This is a genomic window from Flavobacterium sp. R1_16 (assembly GCF_057652095.1).
This window is the reverse complement of record NZ_JBYFCG010000011.1, coordinates 1-18,052: the sequence shown is the minus strand read 5'-3', so window position 1 is coordinate 18,052 and position 18,052 is coordinate 1. Positions and strand designations below refer to the sequence as shown.

Sequence of the window (18,052 nt, the reverse complement as noted above, 5' to 3'; positions counted from 1 at the left end):
TACCTTTGAGTTTGTAAATAGTTAACATGACAAACAAATATGGATAGTACTAAATTAAAAGAACAACTGCAGACGGAGGTGGATACTGCCTTTTTATACGAGAGTATTGCGGAAATTCAATCTGATGAAAATTTAGCCAGAGTTTTACAGAGTTTAGCTGAAATTGAGAAAGGACATGCTCGCCACATGATGGAAAAAGTATTGACTTTTGACTCGAGTTACACTATGCCATTACCATCTTCAAGAGCAAAATTTCAATTAAAATTGGGGAAAGTTTTTGGTTATGGTTCCATCATCAGTAATTTGTCAAGTATCGAAAGACAGTTTGCTGTGAATGCAGTAAAAAACAAGATTGAAAATGGTGAAAAGCCAACAGGTTTTGAGCACAATCATCTTAATATTATTGAAGCAGTCAATAATAACGCTGCCTTAAATATTTCCGGAGGGTTGTTGTCTAAATTTGAAAGTCGTCATAAATCCGTTGGAGGAAATGCCCTGCGAGCGGCTGTTTTAGGTTCTAATGATGGATTGGTTTCTAATATGAGTTTGGTTATGGGAGTTGCTGGAGCGGCAGTATCTAATAATACCATTCTTTTAACTGGAATTGCTGGACTTTTAGCTGGAGCAATTTCTATGGCTTTAGGCGAATGGCTATCAGTTCAAAGTTCAAGAGAATTGAATCAACGGCAAATAGATTTAGAAACAGAAGAATTAGAAGCATCTCCTGAGGAAGAAAAGAAAGAACTGATTTTATTGTATCAAGCCAAAGGTATGAGTACAGATGAGGCTAAGAAATTAGCTGAAAAAGCATTTGAAAATCCACAAACAGCAATTGATGCAATAATAACCGAAGAGTTAGGAATTGATAAAGAAGAATTAGGAGGTTCAGCATGGGAAGCTGCTATTGCTTCTTTTATTTTATTTGCAATTGGAGCCATTATTCCATTGTATCCTTTTATTTTCTTAGATGGTAAAAATGCTATTTTACTAAGTATTGGTAGCAGTGTAATAGGTCTTTTTGGTATAGGTGCCGCCATAACACTTTTAACAGGTAAAAGCGTCTTATTTTCTGGGTTCAGACAAGTAGCTTTTGGACTTGCAGCAGCTGCGGTTACTTATGGAATAGGCTCTTTAATAGGTGTTTCATTAGCAGGATAAATTAACAACAAATAACAAATAAAATCATGAACGACGCACATTTACACATGGTAGTAAACCATTTTCCGATTATCGGAACTATTTTTGGATTAGGAATTTTAATTATAGGAATTGTTTTAAAGAATAAATCTGTAAAAACAGTTGCTTATGTCCTATTCATTATTGCAGCTTTATTTGGAGCGTTCAGTATGGGGACAGGAGAAGGAGCAGAGGAGTTAGTGGAAGATATGCCAAGTGTTGGAAAACAAATTATTCATGAACACGAGGAACTTGCAGAAACATTAGCTTTGTTATTGTATATCATTGGAGCTTTTTCTATACTTTCTTTATATTTTTCTATTAAAAAGATAGTATTTGAAAAACACACTTCTATACTTGTAGTTATACTTGCATTAGTTGCTGTATTTTTTGCAAAACAAGTGGGTACTTCGGGCGGCGAAATTCGCCATACCGAAATTAGAGCTAACGCAACTATTTCATCTGAAGCTCAAAATACTACAGAAACGGAGCAAGGCGAAAAAGAAGATTAAAAATAATAGCAGATTGTTTTAACAAAAAAGGAGAATCGCTTTAAAGTAATTCTCCTTTTCTATTGAAAAATATTTTAGTATTAACTAGCAAATAGCAAGATGAGTAATTGTGCAACTAATATTCTGGATATGGTTACCAAAGGATAAACCGTAGCATAGGATTGATTTGGAATATCTGAATCTAAATATTTTGTACTAAATGCAAGAGCAGCAGGATCGGTATAGGCTCCACTCATGATTCCAACTAGTTGATAGAAGTTAAGTTTAAATACAAATCGACTCACCAGAACCATTAAAATCAATGGAATGAAAGTGATGAAACAACCATAATAAATCCAAATCCAACCGTTGAATTTAATGAAATTTTCATAGAACTCCGCACCAGCATGAATTCCAACAGCGGCAAAAAAGAGGCAAATTCCCAAGTCTTTCATAAAATACACCGCTCCATTATTGATGTAAGAATGTATAACTCCAACACCACCATACCTACTAATGAAAAGCGCTGTTAAAAGTGGTCCAGCTGCAAAACCTAATTTCAGAGGAACAGGAAGAGATGGAATAAAAATTGGAATTGAACCTACGATAATACCTATAATCAGACCGCCAAATAAGGATAAAAAATCAGGTTCCAAGAGACTTTTCTCAGAATTTCCAATTATTTTCTCAACTTCAGTAATGGCCTCTTTGTTTCCTACAATTAATAATTTGTCACCATAATACAATTCTAATGAAGGCTGTGCTAATAGTTCCAACCCTGAACGTATCACACGAGTTACTTTCAAATCAAATTTGTTATGCAAATCCAATTCTGCTAGGGTTTTATGAGTGGCAGATTTGCGGGTAACAAGAATATTTTTTGCTACAACATCTTCTTCAGATTCAATGAATAAATCAGTGGAAACTTTTCCTGTTAGTTGAATAAAATGGTCTACATCTTTCTTGTTTCCTACTACCATTACTACATCTTTGTGATGAATTTTTGAGTCTAATGAAGGAGAGTAAACTACTTTTGAACCACTATTTTTGAGTCTAGAAATAATGATGTTATGAATGTCTAATTCTTTGTAAATCTGATAAATACTTTTTCCTGACAACTCTTGATTGGTAATTCTACATTTTTCATGAATAATCTTATTTTCTTTGTTTGATGATTTTATCTTAAGAAGTAGACTTTCCTTGTGTAAATCAATTTTTAGTACTGATTTGGATAAAATAATAGTCAAAATAATTCCAAAAACGCCCAATGGATAAGTAATGGCATAAGCTATGGTTGGGTCGCCAAACACTTTTGAGGGAAATTGATTCTGTATCTCTTGAAGAGTAGATTTTGCTGCTCCAAGACCAGGCGTATTTGTTACCGAGCCTGACATCAAACCAACAGCATTTTCAATATCGATCTTAGTGACATAATGGATACAATAGGTAATTATTCCACCCAGTAGAACAGAACCAACAGCCAAAATATTAAAGAGTAATCCATCTTTTTTAAAGGACGAAAAGAACGAAGGACCTACTTGAATACCAATTCCATATACGAACAGGATCAAACCAAAATCTCGCGCAAAAACCAGAATGCTTTCATCCATTCTGTATCCATAGTGTCCCAAAAATAGACCAACAAACATAACAGCAGAAACACCAAGAGATATATTTCGTACTTTTATTCTACCTGCAAAAAAACCTACACTAATGGCAATTAATAATACAATTAATGATTGAGTAATATCCGGATTATCATTCGGAGAAAACAATTTGTAAAACCAATCAAACATAATTTTATGATTTAAAGTAAATAATAGTGCAAATGAATAACATCTTTTTTTCAGGTTACATGATAAAAATCAGATTATTTTTGTAAATTTAAGCATTTCAGAAATACCGTTTCTAAATTTATTTGACAACTGAAAAGCCTTATAAATAGTGATGTTTTTTCGAAATCGATTTCGCATCTTTTTAACTAATATGATAAAAATCAGGTTTTATACCATCTAAGAATTTTAATTTTGGAGTATAAATAAACAACTAAGAATTTTTTAAAATTAAGCAATATGAAAAACATTAAAATTATTCAGGAATTACATGACTTAGGAATTACAGGGTATCATGAGGTTTCTTACAATCCTTCTTATGAAGAGTTATTTCAAGCAGAAGTTTCTCATAAAAGAAAAGGATATGAAAAAGGAGCTTTAACTGATACTGGTGCAGTGGCTGTAAAAACAGGAATTTTTACAGGACGTTCTCCTAAAGACAGATATATTGTAAAAGATGATATTACCAAAGATACTATATATTGGGACGATAAAGTTAATTTTCCTACTACTATAGAAGTTTGGAATGATTTGAAAGCATTGGTTTTAGAACAACTGTCAACCTCTCCAAAATTGTATGTAGTGGATGCTTTTTGTGGAACCAATGCCGATACAAGATTAAAAGTTCGTTTTATAATGGAAGTGGCATGGCAGGCACATTTTGTAACTAACATGTTCATTAGACCTTCTATATATGAACTAGAAAATTTTGGAGAACCTGATTTTATCGTAATGAATGGCTCTAAAGCAACCAATCCTGATTGGAAAGAACACGGATTAAATTCTGAAAACTTCGTTTTATTTAACCTTACTGAAAAAATCCAAATTATAGGCGGAACTTGGTACGGAGGTGAAATGAAAAAAGGAATGTTTTCTATGATGAATTATTACCTTCCTTTAAAAGGAATGGCATCAATGCACTGCTCTGCAAACGTAGGCGAAAAAGGAGACGTTGCTGTTTTCTTCGGTCTTTCTGGAACTGGAAAAACAACCTTATCAGCTGACCCAAAACGCTATTTGATTGGAGACGATGAGCACGGTTGGGATGACAACGGAGTCTTTAATTATGAAGGTGGATGTTATGCAAAAGTGATTGATTTGAGCGAAAATAACGAACCGGATATTTGGAGAGCTATCAAAAGAGATGCTTTGTTAGAAAATGTAATCGTTGACGAATATGGAGAAATCAATTATTTCGACCACTCTATAACAGAAAATTCAAGAGTGTCTTATCCAATTTATCACATCAATAAAATCGTGTTGCCTTCTAAAGCAGGTCATGCAAGTAAAATCATCTACCTATCTGCCGATGCTTTTGGAGTTCTGCCTCCAGTTTCAATCTTAGATGAAGATCAAGCTCAATACCACTTTCTTTGCGGATATACCTCTAAACTAGCAGGAACCGAAAGAGGAATAACTGAGCCAGAACCATCATTTTCACCTGCATTTGGAGAAGCTTTTTTAACATTACACCCAACAATGTATTCTAAAACATTAATTGGAAAAATGAAAAAACATGGGGCTAAGGCTTATCTAGTGAATACGGGTTGGAACGGAACAGGAAAAAGAATCTCTCTTAAAAATACTAGAGCGATTATAGATGCCATTATTAACAGCGAAATAGATACTGCTGAAACTAAGCATATTCCTTTCTTGAACTTAACAATTCCTACAGCTCTAACAGGAGTAAGCGAAGGTATTCTTGATCCAAGAGATACTTATAAAGATAAAGCAGAATGGGAACGTAAAGCCAAAGATTTATCAGCTCGATACATCAAAAACTTCCAGCAGTACACCAATACTGAAGAAGGGAAACGTCTAGTGGCGGCAGGACCATCAGTTGAGGCAGCGGTAATGAGTGAATAGTGTTTGTTTCTTTAAAGTTTGTTGATTAAACATCTGTCTAGTTAAATAAAATATACTGACAGATGTTTTTTGTGATATTTTTTAAATGCTTTGTTTTTTAAATTCTTTTTAAGTTATATTTGCAACAAATAAAAAATAACCATGCTTATAAATCAATTACATCACCATCATTTTACAAATTGCTCTCAAGCGATGTGTTAATGGTATGTGTGTAATTCACTATATTTTAATGACCCGTTTGAGCACTTCAAACGGGTTTTTTATTAGTTAGTAGTGCTCAAACAAAATGTACAAAATCAAAAAAACAAAAAGCAACAAATGAGTACTTTAAAAATCGCAATTCAAAAATCAGGACGTCTAAATGAAGATAGTATCCAGATTTTAAAAGACTGTGGCATTTCAATAGACAACGGAAACGACCAACTAAAAGCACAGGCTACCAATTTTCCATTAGAAGTATTATTTCTTAGAAATTCTGATATTCCTCAATATCTTATTGACGGAGTTGTAGATGCAGCTATTGTTGGAGATAATCTTTTAATAGAAAAAGGTAAAGGAATAAAAATTGCTCAAAAATTGGGCTTTTCAAAATGCAAAGTTTCTGTTGCGGTGCCTAAAACATTTCAATATCAATCGATAAAAGATTTAGACGGAATGCGTATCGCAACTTCCTATCCCAATACCGTTATAGAATATTTTAATTCTTTTGGATTAACTGTAGATATTCACCAAATATCCGGTTCTGTTGAAATTGCACCTAACATTGGTTTAGCAGATGCCATTGTAGACATCGTTTCTAGTGGAAGTACTTTGTTTAAAAACAATTTGAAAGAAGTAGAAGTCATTTTAAAAAGCGAGGCGGTTTTGGCAGTTTCTCCAACAATTTCGGCCGAAACTCAATCTATTTTAGACAAATTGCAATTTAGAATTCAATCGGTTTTAAAAGCACGAAATTCGAAATATATTTTGATGAATGTCCCTAATGACAAAATTGAAACTATAGGTAAAATTTTACCTGTTTTAAAAAGCCTCACCGTTATGCCATTAGCAGAAGAGGGATGGAGTAGTGTTCATTCCGTAATTGATAGAGATACATTTTGGGATGTTATTGACCAACTCAAAGAAGCTGGGGCTGAGGGAATATTAGTTTGTCCAATTGAAAAAATGGTGCTTTAATTTTTTTTAAAATGAATAAAATATACAACCCAACAGCAGCAACTTGGTCAAAATTATTAAAACGACCAACAGCTAATTTCAATGATATTGAAGAAACTGTCAAAGGAATTTTTAAAGAAATTCAAGCAAAAGGAGATACCGCTGTAACAAAATATACCTCTCTTTTCGATGGAATTACACTTGAAAATATAGAAGTTACAAACAATGAAATTATTGAAGCTATTAATTTAGTCTCTGATGACCTCAAAGAGGCTATTGCTATAGCAAAATCAAATATTGAGAAATTTCATGCCGCTCAACAAACATCAAAAGTATTCGTTGAGACTACAGAAGGTGTGAAATGCTGGCAGGAAAAAAGACCTATTCAAAAAGTGGGTTTATACATTCCAGGAGGAACTGCTCCTTTGTTTTCAACGGTTTTAATGCTCTCGGTTCCAGCCAAAATCGCTGGATGTCAAGAAATAGTTTTGTGTTCGCCACCAGATAAAAATGGGCAACTAAACCCAGCTATTTTATATGCTGCACATTTGTGTGGAGTAACTAAAATACTGAAAGTGGGCGGAATTCAAGCAATTGCAGGAATGACTTTTGGCACTAAAGCGATTCCTAAAGTATATAAAATTTTTGGGCCAGGTAATCAATTTGTAACTGTTGCCAAACAATTTGCCACACAATTTGGAGTAGCTATTGATATGCCTGCAGGACCTTCAGAATTATTAGTTGTTGCTGATGATACTGCAAACGCTAGTTTTGTTGCCTCTGATTTGTTAAGTCAAGCGGAACATGGTGCTGATAGTCAGGTTATTTTAGTCAGTACTTCTAAGGAATTAATTGATGAAGTCGAAACTGAAATTAGCAATCAAATTAAACTGTTACCCAGAAAAGCCATCGCTGAAAAAGCCATCAAAAACTCTAAATTAATTTATGTTGAAAATGACAAAATTGCCTTAGATTTAATCGATGAATACGGTCCTGAACATTTTATCATTTGTAGTAAAAATGAAGATTTTTATGTCGAGAACATATCGAATGCAGGCTCCATCTTTATAGGAAATTATACACCAGAAAGTGCAGGAGATTATGCTTCTGGAACAAATCATACCTTGCCTACAAACGGCTATGCTAAAAATTACTCAGGGGTAAATTTAGATAGCTTTTTAAAATCGATGACGTTTCAAAAAATATCCAAAAAGGGCATTCAAAATATCGGAAAAGCAATTGAGGTTATGGCAGAAGCCGAAGGCTTACAAGCTCATAAAAACGCAGTTACTTTGAGATTGAATGATTTAAAATTTAAAGATTGAAAGAAATGAGTTTTGATATAAATAGTTTAATTCGCGAAAACGTTAAGTCGATGAAGCCTTATTCTTCTGCGCGTGACGAGTTCGAGGATTTTGATACCTCCGATATGATTTTCTTAGATGCCAATGAGAATCCATTTCAAAATGGAGTAAATCGCTATCCTGATCCACAACAAAAAACGGTTAAAGGTGTTTTGGCTGAATTGAAGAAAGTCGAACAGAATCAAATTTTATTAGGAAACGGAAGTGATGAGGTGCTAGATTTGTTATTTCGTGCTTTTTGCGAACCCAATCGTGACAATGTAATTACACTCCCTCCAACTTATGGTATGTATGGCGTTTTAGCCAATTTAAACGCCATCGAAAACAAAGAAATACTTTTAAATCAAGACTTTCAGCCTAATGTTGAAGCTATTCTAGACGCAGTGGATAAGAACACCAAAATGATTTTTCTTTGTTCACCAAATAATCCTACGGGTAATTCATTTTCCGATGAAAATGTTTCATTGTTATTAGAGCAATTTAATGGATTAATAGTGTTAGACGAGGCTTACATAGACTTTTCCGAAAAAGAAAGTTGGTTGCAAAAAATAAAGCAATATCCCAATTTAGTCATTACCCAAACTCTTTCAAAGGCTTACGGAATGGCGGGAATTCGATTAGGAATTTTGTATGCTTCCGCATCAATTATTGCGATTTTGAATAAAATAAAACCGCCGTATAATGTTAACGAATTGACACAGCAAAAAGCGTTAACTAGAATTTTAGATACAATTAGTTTACAATATGAAATTCATTGTATTAAAGAGGAAAGAGATAAATTACTTCAACAATTACAAGAAATAAAATATGTTGAAAAAGTATATCCAACCGAAGCTAATTTTATTTTAATAAAAGTGGACGATGCTACCAAAAGATACAATCAATTGATAGCAAAAGGAATTGTAATTCGAAATAGAACTACGCAACCACTATGTGAAAATACGTTGCGGTTAACCATTGGTACTGCAAAGGAGAATTTAAAATTAATTGAATCACTAACTCTACTAGCAGGGTTAAATTAAAAATAAAATGAAAAAAATACTTTTTATCGATAGAGACGGAACAATGGTTTTAGAACCAAGCGACTATCAATTAGACAGTTTTGACAAATTGGAATTTTATCCAAAAGCGTTTCAATATCTAGGGAAAATTGCTAATGAATTAGACTACGAGTTGGTTATGGTGACCAATCAAGATGGACTTGGTACGGATTCACATCCAGAAGCTAATTTTTGGCCTGTTCATAATTTGATTTTGAAGTCTTTTGAAAACGAAGGCGTTCATTTTGATGCTGTGTATATCGATAAATCGTTTCCTCACGAAAATTTACCTACACGTAAACCTGCTACAGGTATGTTGACCAAATATATCGATAATTCGGAGTATGATTTAGCAAATTCATTCGTTATTGGGGACAGAATTACAGATGTAGAATTAGCAAAAAACCTAGGTTCTAAAGCTATTTTCATCAATACTGATGAAGGTTTAGGAAGCGATGAAATTGCATCAAAACTACACGAATTAGAAGCAGTTATAGCTTTAAAAACAACCGATTGGAAAGCTATTTATGAATTTTTGAAACTAGACAACAGAGTAGCAACTGTTTCAAGAAAGACAAATGAAACAGATATTTACATTAACTTGAATCTCGACGGTACAGGAAAAAGTAAAATAGAAACGGGAATTGCTTTTTTTGATCACATGCTCGACCAAATTGCTCGCCACGGACAAATGGATTTAGAAATCAAAGTAAAAGGCGATTTAGAAGTCGATGAACATCACACTATTGAAGATACTGCTATTGCATTGGGAGAAGTTTTTGCAAAGGCATTAGGTAACAAATTGGGTATCGAACGCTATGGTTTCTGCCTGCCTATGGACGATTGTTTGGCTCAAGTTGCCATTGATTTTGGCGGTAGAAATTGGTTGGTTTGGGAAACCGAATTTAAGCGTGAAATGATAGGGAAGATGCCAACCGAGATGTTTTTGCATTTCTTCAAATCGTTTTCTGACGGAGCCAAAGCCAATTTAAATATTAAAGCCAAAGGGGACAATGAACATCATAAAATCGAGGCCATTTTTAAAGCTTTTGCTAAAGCAATAAAGGCAGCAGTAAAACGAGATGTAGAAAAAATGATTTTACCAAGTACAAAAGGAATGCTTTAAAGATAGAAATTATGGACGCGAATGAATTTGCTAACAAATGGATTGAAGTATGGAATTCTCATAATCTAGACGAAATCCTCAAACATTATTCTGACGATGTAGAAATTACGACTCCTATGATACGCATAGCTACAGGCATTGAAAGTGATTCGTTAAAAGGAAAAGAGTCTGTAAAAGATTATTGGTCAAGGGCTTTAGATAAAATTCCTGATTTGCATTTTGAATTGATTGGTGTAACTAAAGGAGTAGATTCAGTTGCGTTATATTATAAATCGATTATGAATAAAACAGCAATTGAGGTCATGTTTTTTGACAAGCAAGGTTTAGTGAATAAAATGATTGCTCACTATTCTTAATTCAAGATAAATGAAAATAGCTATTATAAATTACGGTGCAGGAAACATTCAAAGTATCCAATTTGCATTGCAACGACTAGGTTTTGAAGGAATTTTGACCAATGATTCAAATGAAATTCTATCAGCCGATAAGGTTATTTTTCCTGGTGTGGGTGAGGCGAGTAGTGCAATGAAAAAATTGCAAGAGATAGGATTAGATACACTAATACCTACTCTAAAGCAACCCGTTTTAGGGATTTGTTTGGGAATGCAATTGATGTGTCATTCTTCTGAAGAGGGAAATACAAAAGGATTAGGAATTTTTGATGTTGATATTGTCAAATTTTCAAATGCGGTCAAAGTACCACAAATGGGTTGGAATACGATTTATAATTTAAAATCTCCATTGTTTGAAGGCATTGCTGAAAACGAATACATGTATTTAGTGCACAGTTTTTATGCCCCAAAATGTGAAGAAGCCATTGCCATAACGAATTATGAAATGGAATATGCCACGGCTTTACAAAAAGATAATTTCTATGGAGTTCAGTTTCATCCTGAAAAAAGCGGAAAATTTGGAGAGCAAATCCTAAAAAACTTCCTACTTCTAACCTCTAACTTCTAATTTTAAAATGAGAATAATACCAGCAATAGATATTATCGACGGAAAATGTGTTCGACTTTCAAAAGGAGATTATGACACAAAAAAAATATACTATGAAAATCCACTAGAAGTAGCTAAATCTTTTGAGGCACACGGAATTCAATATTTGCATTTAGTAGATTTGGATGGTGCAAAATCAAGTAAAATTGTGAATCACAAAGTTTTGGAGCAAATAGCTTCTAAAACTAGCTTAAAAATTGATTTTGGAGGAGGATTAAAATCTGATGCCGATTTAAAAATTGCTTTTGAAAGCGGAGCTAGTCAAATTACAGGAGGAAGTATAGCCATTAAAAATCCAATTCTTTTTAAAGAATGGATTGCTCAATACGGTTCTGATAAAATCATTCTTGGTGCTGATGCGAATAATGAAAAAGTAGCCATTTCGGGTTGGTTAGAAGAAAGTAAAGAAGATTTAATCCCTTTTATTCATAACTATCAAGAAAATGGAATTCAGTATGTTATTTGTACGGATATTGCCAAAGATGGAATGCTTGAAGGACCTAGTTTTGAGTTGTATCAAAAGATTTTATCACAAACTAAAGGATTAAAATTAATAGCTTCTGGCGGAATTTCAACTTTTGATGAATTACCAAAATTAGCCGAAATAGGTTGCGAAGGAACCATAATTGGAAAAGCAATTTACGAAGGACGAATTACATTGAAACAACTAGAAAATTATATAATTGGTTTATAGTTTATTGTTGATAGTTTGTAGTTGTTAAACAGCAAACCATAAACGATAAACCACAAACAAAAAACAAAAAATGTTAACAAAAAGAATCATTCCTTGTCTTGATATCAAAAACGGAAGAACCGTCAAAGGAGTCAATTTTGTTGATTTGAAAGATGCTGGCGACCCAGTAGAATTGGCCAAAAAATATTCTGAAGAAGGGGCAGATGAACTGGTTTTTTTAGATATTTCAGCAACTGAGGAAAGAAGAAAGACGTTACTTGATTTGGTTCGGAAAGTAGCCGAGACGATTAATATTCCCTTTACTGTTGGAGGTGGAATTTCATCGGTTGAGGATGTGTCTCAGCTTCTGATTAATGGAGCAGATAAGGTTTCAATCAATTCATCGGCGGTTAAAAATCCGCAGTTAATCAATGATTTAGCTGCTGCTTTTGGAAGCCAATGTGTTGTTGTTGCTATTGATGCCAAACAAATGGATGGTGAGTGGATGGTGTATTTGGTAGGAGGGAAAGTGCCCACAGAAATTAAATTATTTGATTGGGCAAAAGAAGTAGAGCAAAGAGGAGCAGGTGAAATTCTCTTCACTTCAATGGACAATGATGGAACCAAAAACGGATTTGCAAATGAAGCTTTATCAAAATTATCACAAATCGTGAATATTCCAATAATAGCCTCGGGCGGTGCGGGAACCATGCAACATTTTGTGGATACTTTTCAAAAAGGAAAAGCAGATGCAGCACTGGCAGCAAGTGTTTTTCATTATCAAGAAATCGAAATTCACGATTTAAAACAAGAACTTAAAAATAACAATATTGAGGTTAGGCTTTAGTTCCTAAATCTTACATTTAAAATCCTAAATCAAGATGAAGATAGATTTTTCAAAAAATACAAACGGATTAATTCCAGCCATTATTCAAGATGTCGAAACTAAAACGGTTTTGATGTTGGGCTATATGAATGAAGAGGCATATCAAATGACGTTAGAAACAAAAAAAGTCACTTTTTTCAGTCGTTCAAAAAATAGATTGTGGACTAAAGGAGAAGAAAGCGGAAATTTTCTTAATCTCATTGATATTAAAATCGATTGTGACAATGATACCTTTTTAGTCAAAGTAAATCCAGTTGGACCAACTTGTCATACAGGTTCTGATAATTGTTGGCAAGAATCTAATAATCAAGAATATGGTTTTATTTCAAAATTAGAAAACACCATTAAAGAGAGAAAAGAAAATGCTAGTTCAAATACAAGTTATGTGGCCTCTTTATTTGAAAAAGGAATCAATAAAATTGCCCAAAAAGTAGGGGAAGAAGCGGTTGAGGTTGTAATTGAATCTAAAGATAGTAACGACCATTTATTTCTAAGTGAGAGTGCTGATTTATTATTTCATTATCTTATTTTACTTCAGGCCAAAGGTTATCAATTGCAGGACGTGGTTTCAGTTTTAAAAGCGAGAGAAAAATAGGGACTGCTTTACCTTTTTTAAGAGCTTAATCAAGCGATAACTTTTTTTAAACAATCAAAAAAACTATATTTACTCCTCAAATAGGATATGTAGTTTTTTTAGTATTGATATGATTTCTAATAAAAATAACTTTTCAGGACATACTGAAGACGAATTAGTTGAACCCCAACTCAATATAGTACTCACTACTGATGAAGATGATTTAAGACCCGTTTATATTTCTGGGAATTTCAATCATTGGCACACACAAGATCAAAATTTTCAGATGGAAAGAATTGGCAATGGCTTGTACCATTTTAAGTTTCCGCATGATTTTGTTTATCCAGAGGAGCTATTATATAAATTTACCAAAGGCGATTGGAGTGAGGTTGAAATTGATAAATACGGTAACAGAACTGAAAATCGGGTTTGCAAACAAAATTCAGGTGTAAAAAAAGAACATGTCGACAAATGGAGAAGAAACTGGTTGCCTTTTAAGCCTAATTTTTTACCAAAAGTTCACCTTATTTCAGAAGAATTTGAAATCCCACAGTTGAATAAAACCCGCAGGATTTGGGCTTTGCTTCCTCACGATTACGAAACTTCTCAAGAGCATTACCCAGTAATGTATTTGCAGGATGCGCAAAATTTATTCAACGAAAAAGCCCAATATGGCAATTGGGAAATCGATAAAAAACTTGCGGTAATGGCAGAATATAAAATTGGTAAAATTATCATCATCGCCATTGAGCACGCAGAGCAAGACCGAATCAAGGAATACAATGTTGGGAACACCATTCTTGGTGCTGGACAAGGAAAAAAATACATTCGATTCATAACTGATACTTTAAAACCTTTTGTTGACAAGCAATTTAGAACCAAACCCGAACGAGAATTTACAGGAATTGGTGGTAGTTCTATGGGTGGATTAGTTAGTATTTTCAGTGGATTGATGTATCCTGAAGTCTATGGTAAATTAATGATTTTTTCTCCTTCACTTTGGGTGGTTCCCAAAATGGATTTTACAGGGATTGATTTTTCGGAACCAGGAGATACCAAAATTTATTTATATGCCGGTGGAGATGAAAGTGCTACTATGGTGGAGCATGTCAAAAAGTTTAAGAAAAACATGATTAAAAATGAATTTGTGTCCAATAAAATGAAAATTAATTTGAGTATTAACATGCTTGGCAAGCACAATGAAACCTATTGGAGTGACGAATTTCCTAAAGCTATTGAATGGTTGTTTTTTAGTACCAAGGAGAATTAGGAAGTTATAATAGCAACGAAAATATCAATTAAGCAATGAAAACAAATACAATACAAAATTTAGAAAAATTTACAGGGACTATTATTATTCCAGTTTATGAAACCTATTCCAAAAGTTTGGTTCCAATTGAGTTTCATGGAGTCTCAGTTTCTTCGAAAATATTCTACGGAAAAAAAGACAGCTATTATGTGGTGGAAAAGTACGATTGTGTGCATGTTTTTGTTGGCTTAGGAAAAACAATTGATTACAAATCGTTAAAAACTTCATTTAGAAGAATTGCATCAAAGCTTAAAGATTCGTTCAATACTCACGTAGCATTAAATATTCCCGAATCGTTTCAAGCAGAGCAAGTCGAGGCCGTAATTTCGGGCTTGTTTTTAGGCACCTACAATTTAGGATATTATAAAAGAGAGAAAGTAGAACATCCTTTTTTGAATCCTGATTTTGTTTTACAACTCGTATCCAAAAAGGAGTACAAAGAATCTGTAGTGAAGGCCATAAAAATTGCCTCTGCCCAACTTCAAATATTCAATTTGGTCGATTTGCCACCCAATAAAATCACACCAAAGTATCTGTCCAATTGGGCTATTGAAAGTGGAAAAAAATACGGATTTACCACAAAGGTTTTTGGTTATGAAGAAGCCAAGATAAACGATTTGGAGGCTTTTTTATCCGTTGGAAAAGGAAGCGATAAAGAGCCACAGTTTATCATTATGAACTATGTTCCTGAAAATGCTGATGCTAAAACCAAACACATTGGACTAGTAGGAAAAGGAATTACTTTTGACACTGGAGGCTTAAATATCAAAACCTCAGGCATGGTGCACATGAAATGTGATATGGCTGGTGGAGCTGCCGTTTTTGGTGCTATGCAATTGATATCCGATTTAAAGTTACCCGTAAAAGTTACGGCTATTGTTCCTTGTTGTGAAAATTCGGTAGATAGCAAATCTTTTTTACCAAGTGATGTTATCAAAAGTTATGGCGGATATTCCATTGAAATTATTGATACCGATGCAGAAGGTCGTCTTATTTTAGCCGATGGATTATCGTATCTCATTAAAAATTTCTCTCCTGAAATTATTGTCGATATTGCCACTTTAACAGGAAGTAGCGTAGGTACTTTTGGTTATGAATGTGCTGCCTTGTTCACCAATAATGAGTCAATTTCTAAAAAACTACAACAAGCAGGTGATGAAGTTGGAGAAAGACTTTGGCAACTGCCTCTTTGGGACGCTTATAAACCAGACATTGAAAGTGAAATTGCAGATGTTAAAAATTACAGTGGAAAACCAGTGGCTGGCGCTATTACTGCAGCGAAATTTTTAGAATTTTTTACCGAAGAACATACCGCTTGGGCGCATTTGGATATTGCTGGTGTTGCTTTTGGCGATGACGAATTTGCAAAAACAAAACATGCCACCGCCTATGGTGTTCATTTATTGACTAAATTTATTGAAAATCTGTAAAATAGGAGTAACGACATGAAAACATTTATTTGCATTTCAAATTATTTTAAAGGAGCTGATTTTTTAATCAGTTTAAAAAAATTAGGCAACAAGGTTTTTCTGGTTACTTCAGAGAAACTTCGCGATAAGTCTTGGCCAGTAGAATATATTGACGAAATATTTTTTATGGAAGGTCATGATACCGACTGGAATATGGAACATTTGCTATTGGGCGTAGGCAATTTGATGAAAAATCACAAAATTGATGCTATAGTGGCATTGGATGATTTTGATGTGGAGAAAGCGACGTATTTGCGTGAAAATCTTCGTATTGACGGGATGGGGCAAACTACAGGTCGTTATTTCAGAGATAAACTGGCCATGCGAATGAGAGCCAAAAGTTGTGGTATTTCTAATCCTAATTTTTGTTCTTTATTTAATGATTTTGATATCAATGCTTTTGTAGATACAGTAACTCCGCCATGGGTTTTAAAACCACGTTCTGAAGCTTCGGCAGCAGGAATTATAAAAGTATATGATAAAGATAGTTTGTGGATGCATATTAACGAAATGGGAAACAACCGTTTCAAGTATTTGGTGGAGCAATTTCGCCCAGGCGATGTGTACCATTGCGACAGTTTGATTTTGAATGGGAAAATCATTTTCAGTATCACTTCAAAATATCTGGCAACTCCAATGGAAATTTCACATGGAGGCGGTATTTTCAGAACGGCAAATATTTCGTATGATTCTAAAGACGACAAGGCCATTAAAAAAATTAACGAACAAGTCATTAAAGGTTTTGGATTAAAACATGGAGCGGCTCATACAGAGTTTATCAAATGCAATGAAGATGGGAAAGTATATTTTCTAGAAACTTCCTCAAGAGTAGGTGGAGCCCACATTGCTGAGATGGTTACCGCTGCATCCAATATAAATCTTTGGAGCGAATGGGCAGCCATAGAAAACGCTTTGGTTAACGGCATCGACTACCAATTACCCGAAGTAAAAAAAGAATATGCTGGAATCGTTTTGACCTTGTCTAAATACCAACATCCCGATTTGTCTTCCTTTGATGATGATGAAGTGTGTTTTAGAGTGCCTCTAGAGTATCATGCAGGACTCATTGTGCAATCGCAATCACATGAGCGTATTTTACAATTATTGGATACTTATGCCGAAAGATTAACCCGAGATTTCGCCACTGTAGTAGAACAGAAAGAAGTAAAGGATTTGCATTAGCATTTTATTTACACACTGATAAATTCTAATTTCAGGACAAGACAGTACTATGCCAAAATATATTTAAAAAACATCAAGTTTTATTTGTTTTTAAGCACAGTTCTTTGTTAGTGGCAGGTTTTATTTTTAAACTTTCCATTTATTTTTATTATAAGCGTCATTCCAAAAATACCATTCCATTCGACTTGATGTTTGAAAAGCTTCTTTCATCGCTTTTTTTTCTGTTGGACTTGCTTTTTGAGCGAGTATTTCTGTCAATTCAAGCATTTCATTTACTGATTCTTCGAAGACGTATCCCGCATAAGTATCTATCCAAGTTTGATACGGATTCTGTTTAACAGATTTTTGATATATATTTTTTCCAACTTCTGGATAAATCCAATAACAAGGTAAAAGCGCTGCTAAACCTACAGAAATAGGTTGATGAGCTGTTGTTGCTAATAAATAATTCGTATATGCAAAACAAGTTGGCATTTTTGTTGTTGTCGCTTCAATATCAAATTGTTTAAAATAACTGTCGTGTAATTCACGTTCTATTCGCAAAGTATCTTGGGCGAATTGCATAAATTTCATCATTAATTCAGGTTCATTTGACCTTGCTGCTAATTGATTTAAGGCTCTCGCATATTCAGCAAGATAAATTGCATCTTGTTGAATGTAATATTGAAAACTTGACATTGATAACTTACCTGTTTGAAGTCCGTTGACAAAATTGTGTTCTAAAATTGAATCGTAAATCGGGCTAATTTCTTGCCAAAGATTATTTGTAAATGTCATTAATTTTCTATTTTCAGTTATGTTCATATTATGTTTTTTCGTTCTGTTGCTCCAAACTTGCCACTAACGTTTTGCCTTTAGTTTGCATAATCAAATAAATAGTTATTTTTCCGAAGAAGAAACGGGTGAACTA

Annotated in this window: 17 protein-coding genes; 15 read left to right on the top strand and 2 right to left on the bottom strand. The window is 33.9% G+C overall.

What is annotated here, in order from left to right:
• Nucleotides 1-39: 39 nt before the first annotated feature.
• Nucleotides 40-1,158 carry a VIT1/CCC1 transporter family protein gene (locus AC23L6_RS12935; RefSeq protein ID WP_487562865.1) on the top strand — a complete coding sequence of 373 codons (1,119 nt, stop codon included), beginning with the start codon at nt 40-42 and terminating at the stop codon, nt 1,156-1,158.
• A 26-nt stretch (nt 1,159-1,184) separates the two neighbouring features.
• On the top strand, nt 1,185-1,688 hold the full coding sequence (locus tag AC23L6_RS12930) for a hypothetical protein (protein WP_487562866.1): 504 nt from the start codon (nt 1,185-1,187) through the stop codon (nt 1,686-1,688).
• A gap of 80 nt (nt 1,689-1,768) precedes the next feature.
• Here AC23L6_RS12930 and AC23L6_RS12925 read toward each other — a convergent pair whose 3' ends face one another.
• On the bottom strand, nt 1,769-3,463 hold the full coding sequence (locus AC23L6_RS12925) for a putative transporter (protein WP_487562867.1): 1,695 nt from the start codon (nt 3,461-3,463) through the stop codon (nt 1,769-1,771).
• 276 nt (nt 3,464-3,739) lie between these two features.
• Here AC23L6_RS12925 and pckA point away from each other — a divergent pair, with 276 nt between their 5' ends.
• The 13 genes from pckA to AC23L6_RS12860 all read left to right on the top strand — a co-directional run bounded on the left by pckA (nt 3,740) and on the right by AC23L6_RS12860 (nt 17,142).
• Complete coding sequence (gene pckA / locus AC23L6_RS12920; protein WP_487562868.1) at nt 3,740-5,365, top strand: phosphoenolpyruvate carboxykinase (ATP); 1,626 nt, start codon at nt 3,740-3,742, stop codon at nt 5,363-5,365.
• 318 nt (nt 5,366-5,683) lie between these two features.
• Nucleotides 5,684-6,541, top strand: a complete 858-nt coding sequence (gene hisG / locus AC23L6_RS12915) for an ATP phosphoribosyltransferase (protein ID WP_487562869.1) — start codon at nt 5,684-5,686, stop codon at nt 6,539-6,541.
• 11 nt (nt 6,542-6,552) lie between these two features.
• Nucleotides 6,553-7,845 (top strand): histidinol dehydrogenase, encoded by a 1,293-nt coding sequence (gene hisD, locus AC23L6_RS12910; protein WP_487562870.1) that lies wholly within the window; start codon nt 6,553-6,555, stop codon nt 7,843-7,845.
• A 5-nt stretch (nt 7,846-7,850) separates the two neighbouring features.
• Nucleotides 7,851-8,906: a histidinol-phosphate transaminase gene (hisC, locus tag AC23L6_RS12905; RefSeq protein WP_487562871.1), complete on the top strand. Its 1,056-nt coding sequence runs from the start codon at nt 7,851-7,853 to the stop codon at nt 8,904-8,906.
• A 7-nt stretch (nt 8,907-8,913) separates the two neighbouring features.
• Nucleotides 8,914-10,050, top strand: a complete 1,137-nt coding sequence (hisB, locus tag AC23L6_RS12900; protein WP_487562872.1) for a bifunctional histidinol-phosphatase/imidazoleglycerol-phosphate dehydratase HisB — start codon at nt 8,914-8,916, stop codon at nt 10,048-10,050.
• Between the two features lie 11 nt (nt 10,051-10,061).
• Entirely contained in the window at nt 10,062-10,406 is a 345-nt protein-coding gene (locus AC23L6_RS12895) for a nuclear transport factor 2 family protein (RefSeq protein WP_487562873.1), read from the top strand.
• A 10-nt stretch (nt 10,407-10,416) separates the two neighbouring features.
• A complete protein-coding gene (gene hisH / locus AC23L6_RS12890) occupies nt 10,417-11,010 on the top strand; it encodes an imidazole glycerol phosphate synthase subunit HisH (protein ID WP_487562874.1) in 594 nt (197 codons plus the stop codon).
• Between the two features lie 7 nt (nt 11,011-11,017).
• The gene (gene hisA / locus AC23L6_RS12885; protein ID WP_487562875.1) at nt 11,018-11,743 is read left to right on the top strand and encodes a 1-(5-phosphoribosyl)-5-[(5-phosphoribosylamino)methylideneamino]imidazole-4-carboxamide isomerase; all 726 of its coding nucleotides are present in this window, start codon (nt 11,018-11,020) and stop codon (nt 11,741-11,743) included.
• A gap of 70 nt (nt 11,744-11,813) precedes the next feature.
• Nucleotides 11,814-12,569 carry an imidazole glycerol phosphate synthase subunit HisF gene (hisF, locus tag AC23L6_RS12880; RefSeq protein WP_487562876.1) on the top strand — a complete coding sequence of 252 codons (756 nt, stop codon included), beginning with the start codon at nt 11,814-11,816 and terminating at the stop codon, nt 12,567-12,569.
• Nucleotides 12,570-12,603: 34 nt separating this feature from the next.
• Nucleotides 12,604-13,203: a bifunctional phosphoribosyl-AMP cyclohydrolase/phosphoribosyl-ATP diphosphatase HisIE gene (gene hisIE, locus AC23L6_RS12875; protein WP_487562877.1), complete on the top strand. Its 600-nt coding sequence runs from the start codon at nt 12,604-12,606 to the stop codon at nt 13,201-13,203.
• Between the two features lie 109 nt (nt 13,204-13,312).
• On the top strand, nt 13,313-14,452 hold the full coding sequence (locus tag AC23L6_RS12870) for an alpha/beta hydrolase (RefSeq protein WP_487562878.1): 1,140 nt from the start codon (nt 13,313-13,315) through the stop codon (nt 14,450-14,452).
• 35 nt (nt 14,453-14,487) lie between these two features.
• A complete protein-coding gene (locus tag AC23L6_RS12865) occupies nt 14,488-15,921 on the top strand; it encodes a leucyl aminopeptidase family protein (protein ID WP_487562879.1) in 1,434 nt (477 codons plus the stop codon).
• Nucleotides 15,922-15,936: 15 nt separating this feature from the next.
• Nucleotides 15,937-17,142: an ATP-grasp domain-containing protein gene (locus AC23L6_RS12860; RefSeq protein ID WP_487562880.1), complete on the top strand. Its 1,206-nt coding sequence runs from the start codon at nt 15,937-15,939 to the stop codon at nt 17,140-17,142.
• 126 nt (nt 17,143-17,268) lie between these two features.
• Here the strand turns inward: AC23L6_RS12860 and tenA are convergent, their stop codons facing one another.
• Nucleotides 17,269-17,946, bottom strand: coding sequence for a thiaminase II (gene tenA, locus AC23L6_RS12855; protein WP_487562881.1), 678 nt, complete (start codon nt 17,944-17,946; stop codon nt 17,269-17,271).
• Between the last annotated feature and the right edge of the window lie 106 nt (nt 17,947-18,052).

Coding starts and splice junctions, on each gene's coding strand:
- AC23L6_RS12935 (WP_487562865.1), top strand. CDS start 40: ATGGATAGTACTAAATTAAAAGAACAACTGCAGACGGAGGTGGATACT.
- AC23L6_RS12930 (WP_487562866.1), top strand. CDS start 1,185: ATGAACGACGCACATTTACACATGGTAGTAAACCATTTTCCGATTATC.
- AC23L6_RS12925 (WP_487562867.1), bottom strand. CDS start 3,463: ATGTTTGATTGGTTTTACAAATTGTTTTCTCCGAATGATAATCCGGAT.
- pckA (WP_487562868.1), top strand. CDS start 3,740: ATGAAAAACATTAAAATTATTCAGGAATTACATGACTTAGGAATTACA.
- hisG (WP_487562869.1), top strand. CDS start 5,684: ATGAGTACTTTAAAAATCGCAATTCAAAAATCAGGACGTCTAAATGAA.
- hisD (WP_487562870.1), top strand. CDS start 6,553: ATGAATAAAATATACAACCCAACAGCAGCAACTTGGTCAAAATTATTA.
- hisC (WP_487562871.1), top strand. CDS start 7,851: ATGAGTTTTGATATAAATAGTTTAATTCGCGAAAACGTTAAGTCGATG.
- hisB (WP_487562872.1), top strand. CDS start 8,914: ATGAAAAAAATACTTTTTATCGATAGAGACGGAACAATGGTTTTAGAA.
- AC23L6_RS12895 (WP_487562873.1), top strand. CDS start 10,062: ATGGACGCGAATGAATTTGCTAACAAATGGATTGAAGTATGGAATTCT.
- hisH (WP_487562874.1), top strand. CDS start 10,417: ATGAAAATAGCTATTATAAATTACGGTGCAGGAAACATTCAAAGTATC.
- hisA (WP_487562875.1), top strand. CDS start 11,018: ATGAGAATAATACCAGCAATAGATATTATCGACGGAAAATGTGTTCGA.
- hisF (WP_487562876.1), top strand. CDS start 11,814: ATGTTAACAAAAAGAATCATTCCTTGTCTTGATATCAAAAACGGAAGA.
- hisIE (WP_487562877.1), top strand. CDS start 12,604: ATGAAGATAGATTTTTCAAAAAATACAAACGGATTAATTCCAGCCATT.
- AC23L6_RS12870 (WP_487562878.1), top strand. CDS start 13,313: ATGATTTCTAATAAAAATAACTTTTCAGGACATACTGAAGACGAATTA.
- AC23L6_RS12865 (WP_487562879.1), top strand. CDS start 14,488: ATGAAAACAAATACAATACAAAATTTAGAAAAATTTACAGGGACTATT.
- AC23L6_RS12860 (WP_487562880.1), top strand. CDS start 15,937: ATGAAAACATTTATTTGCATTTCAAATTATTTTAAAGGAGCTGATTTT.
- tenA (WP_487562881.1), bottom strand. CDS start 17,946: ATGAACATAACTGAAAATAGAAAATTAATGACATTTACAAATAATCTT.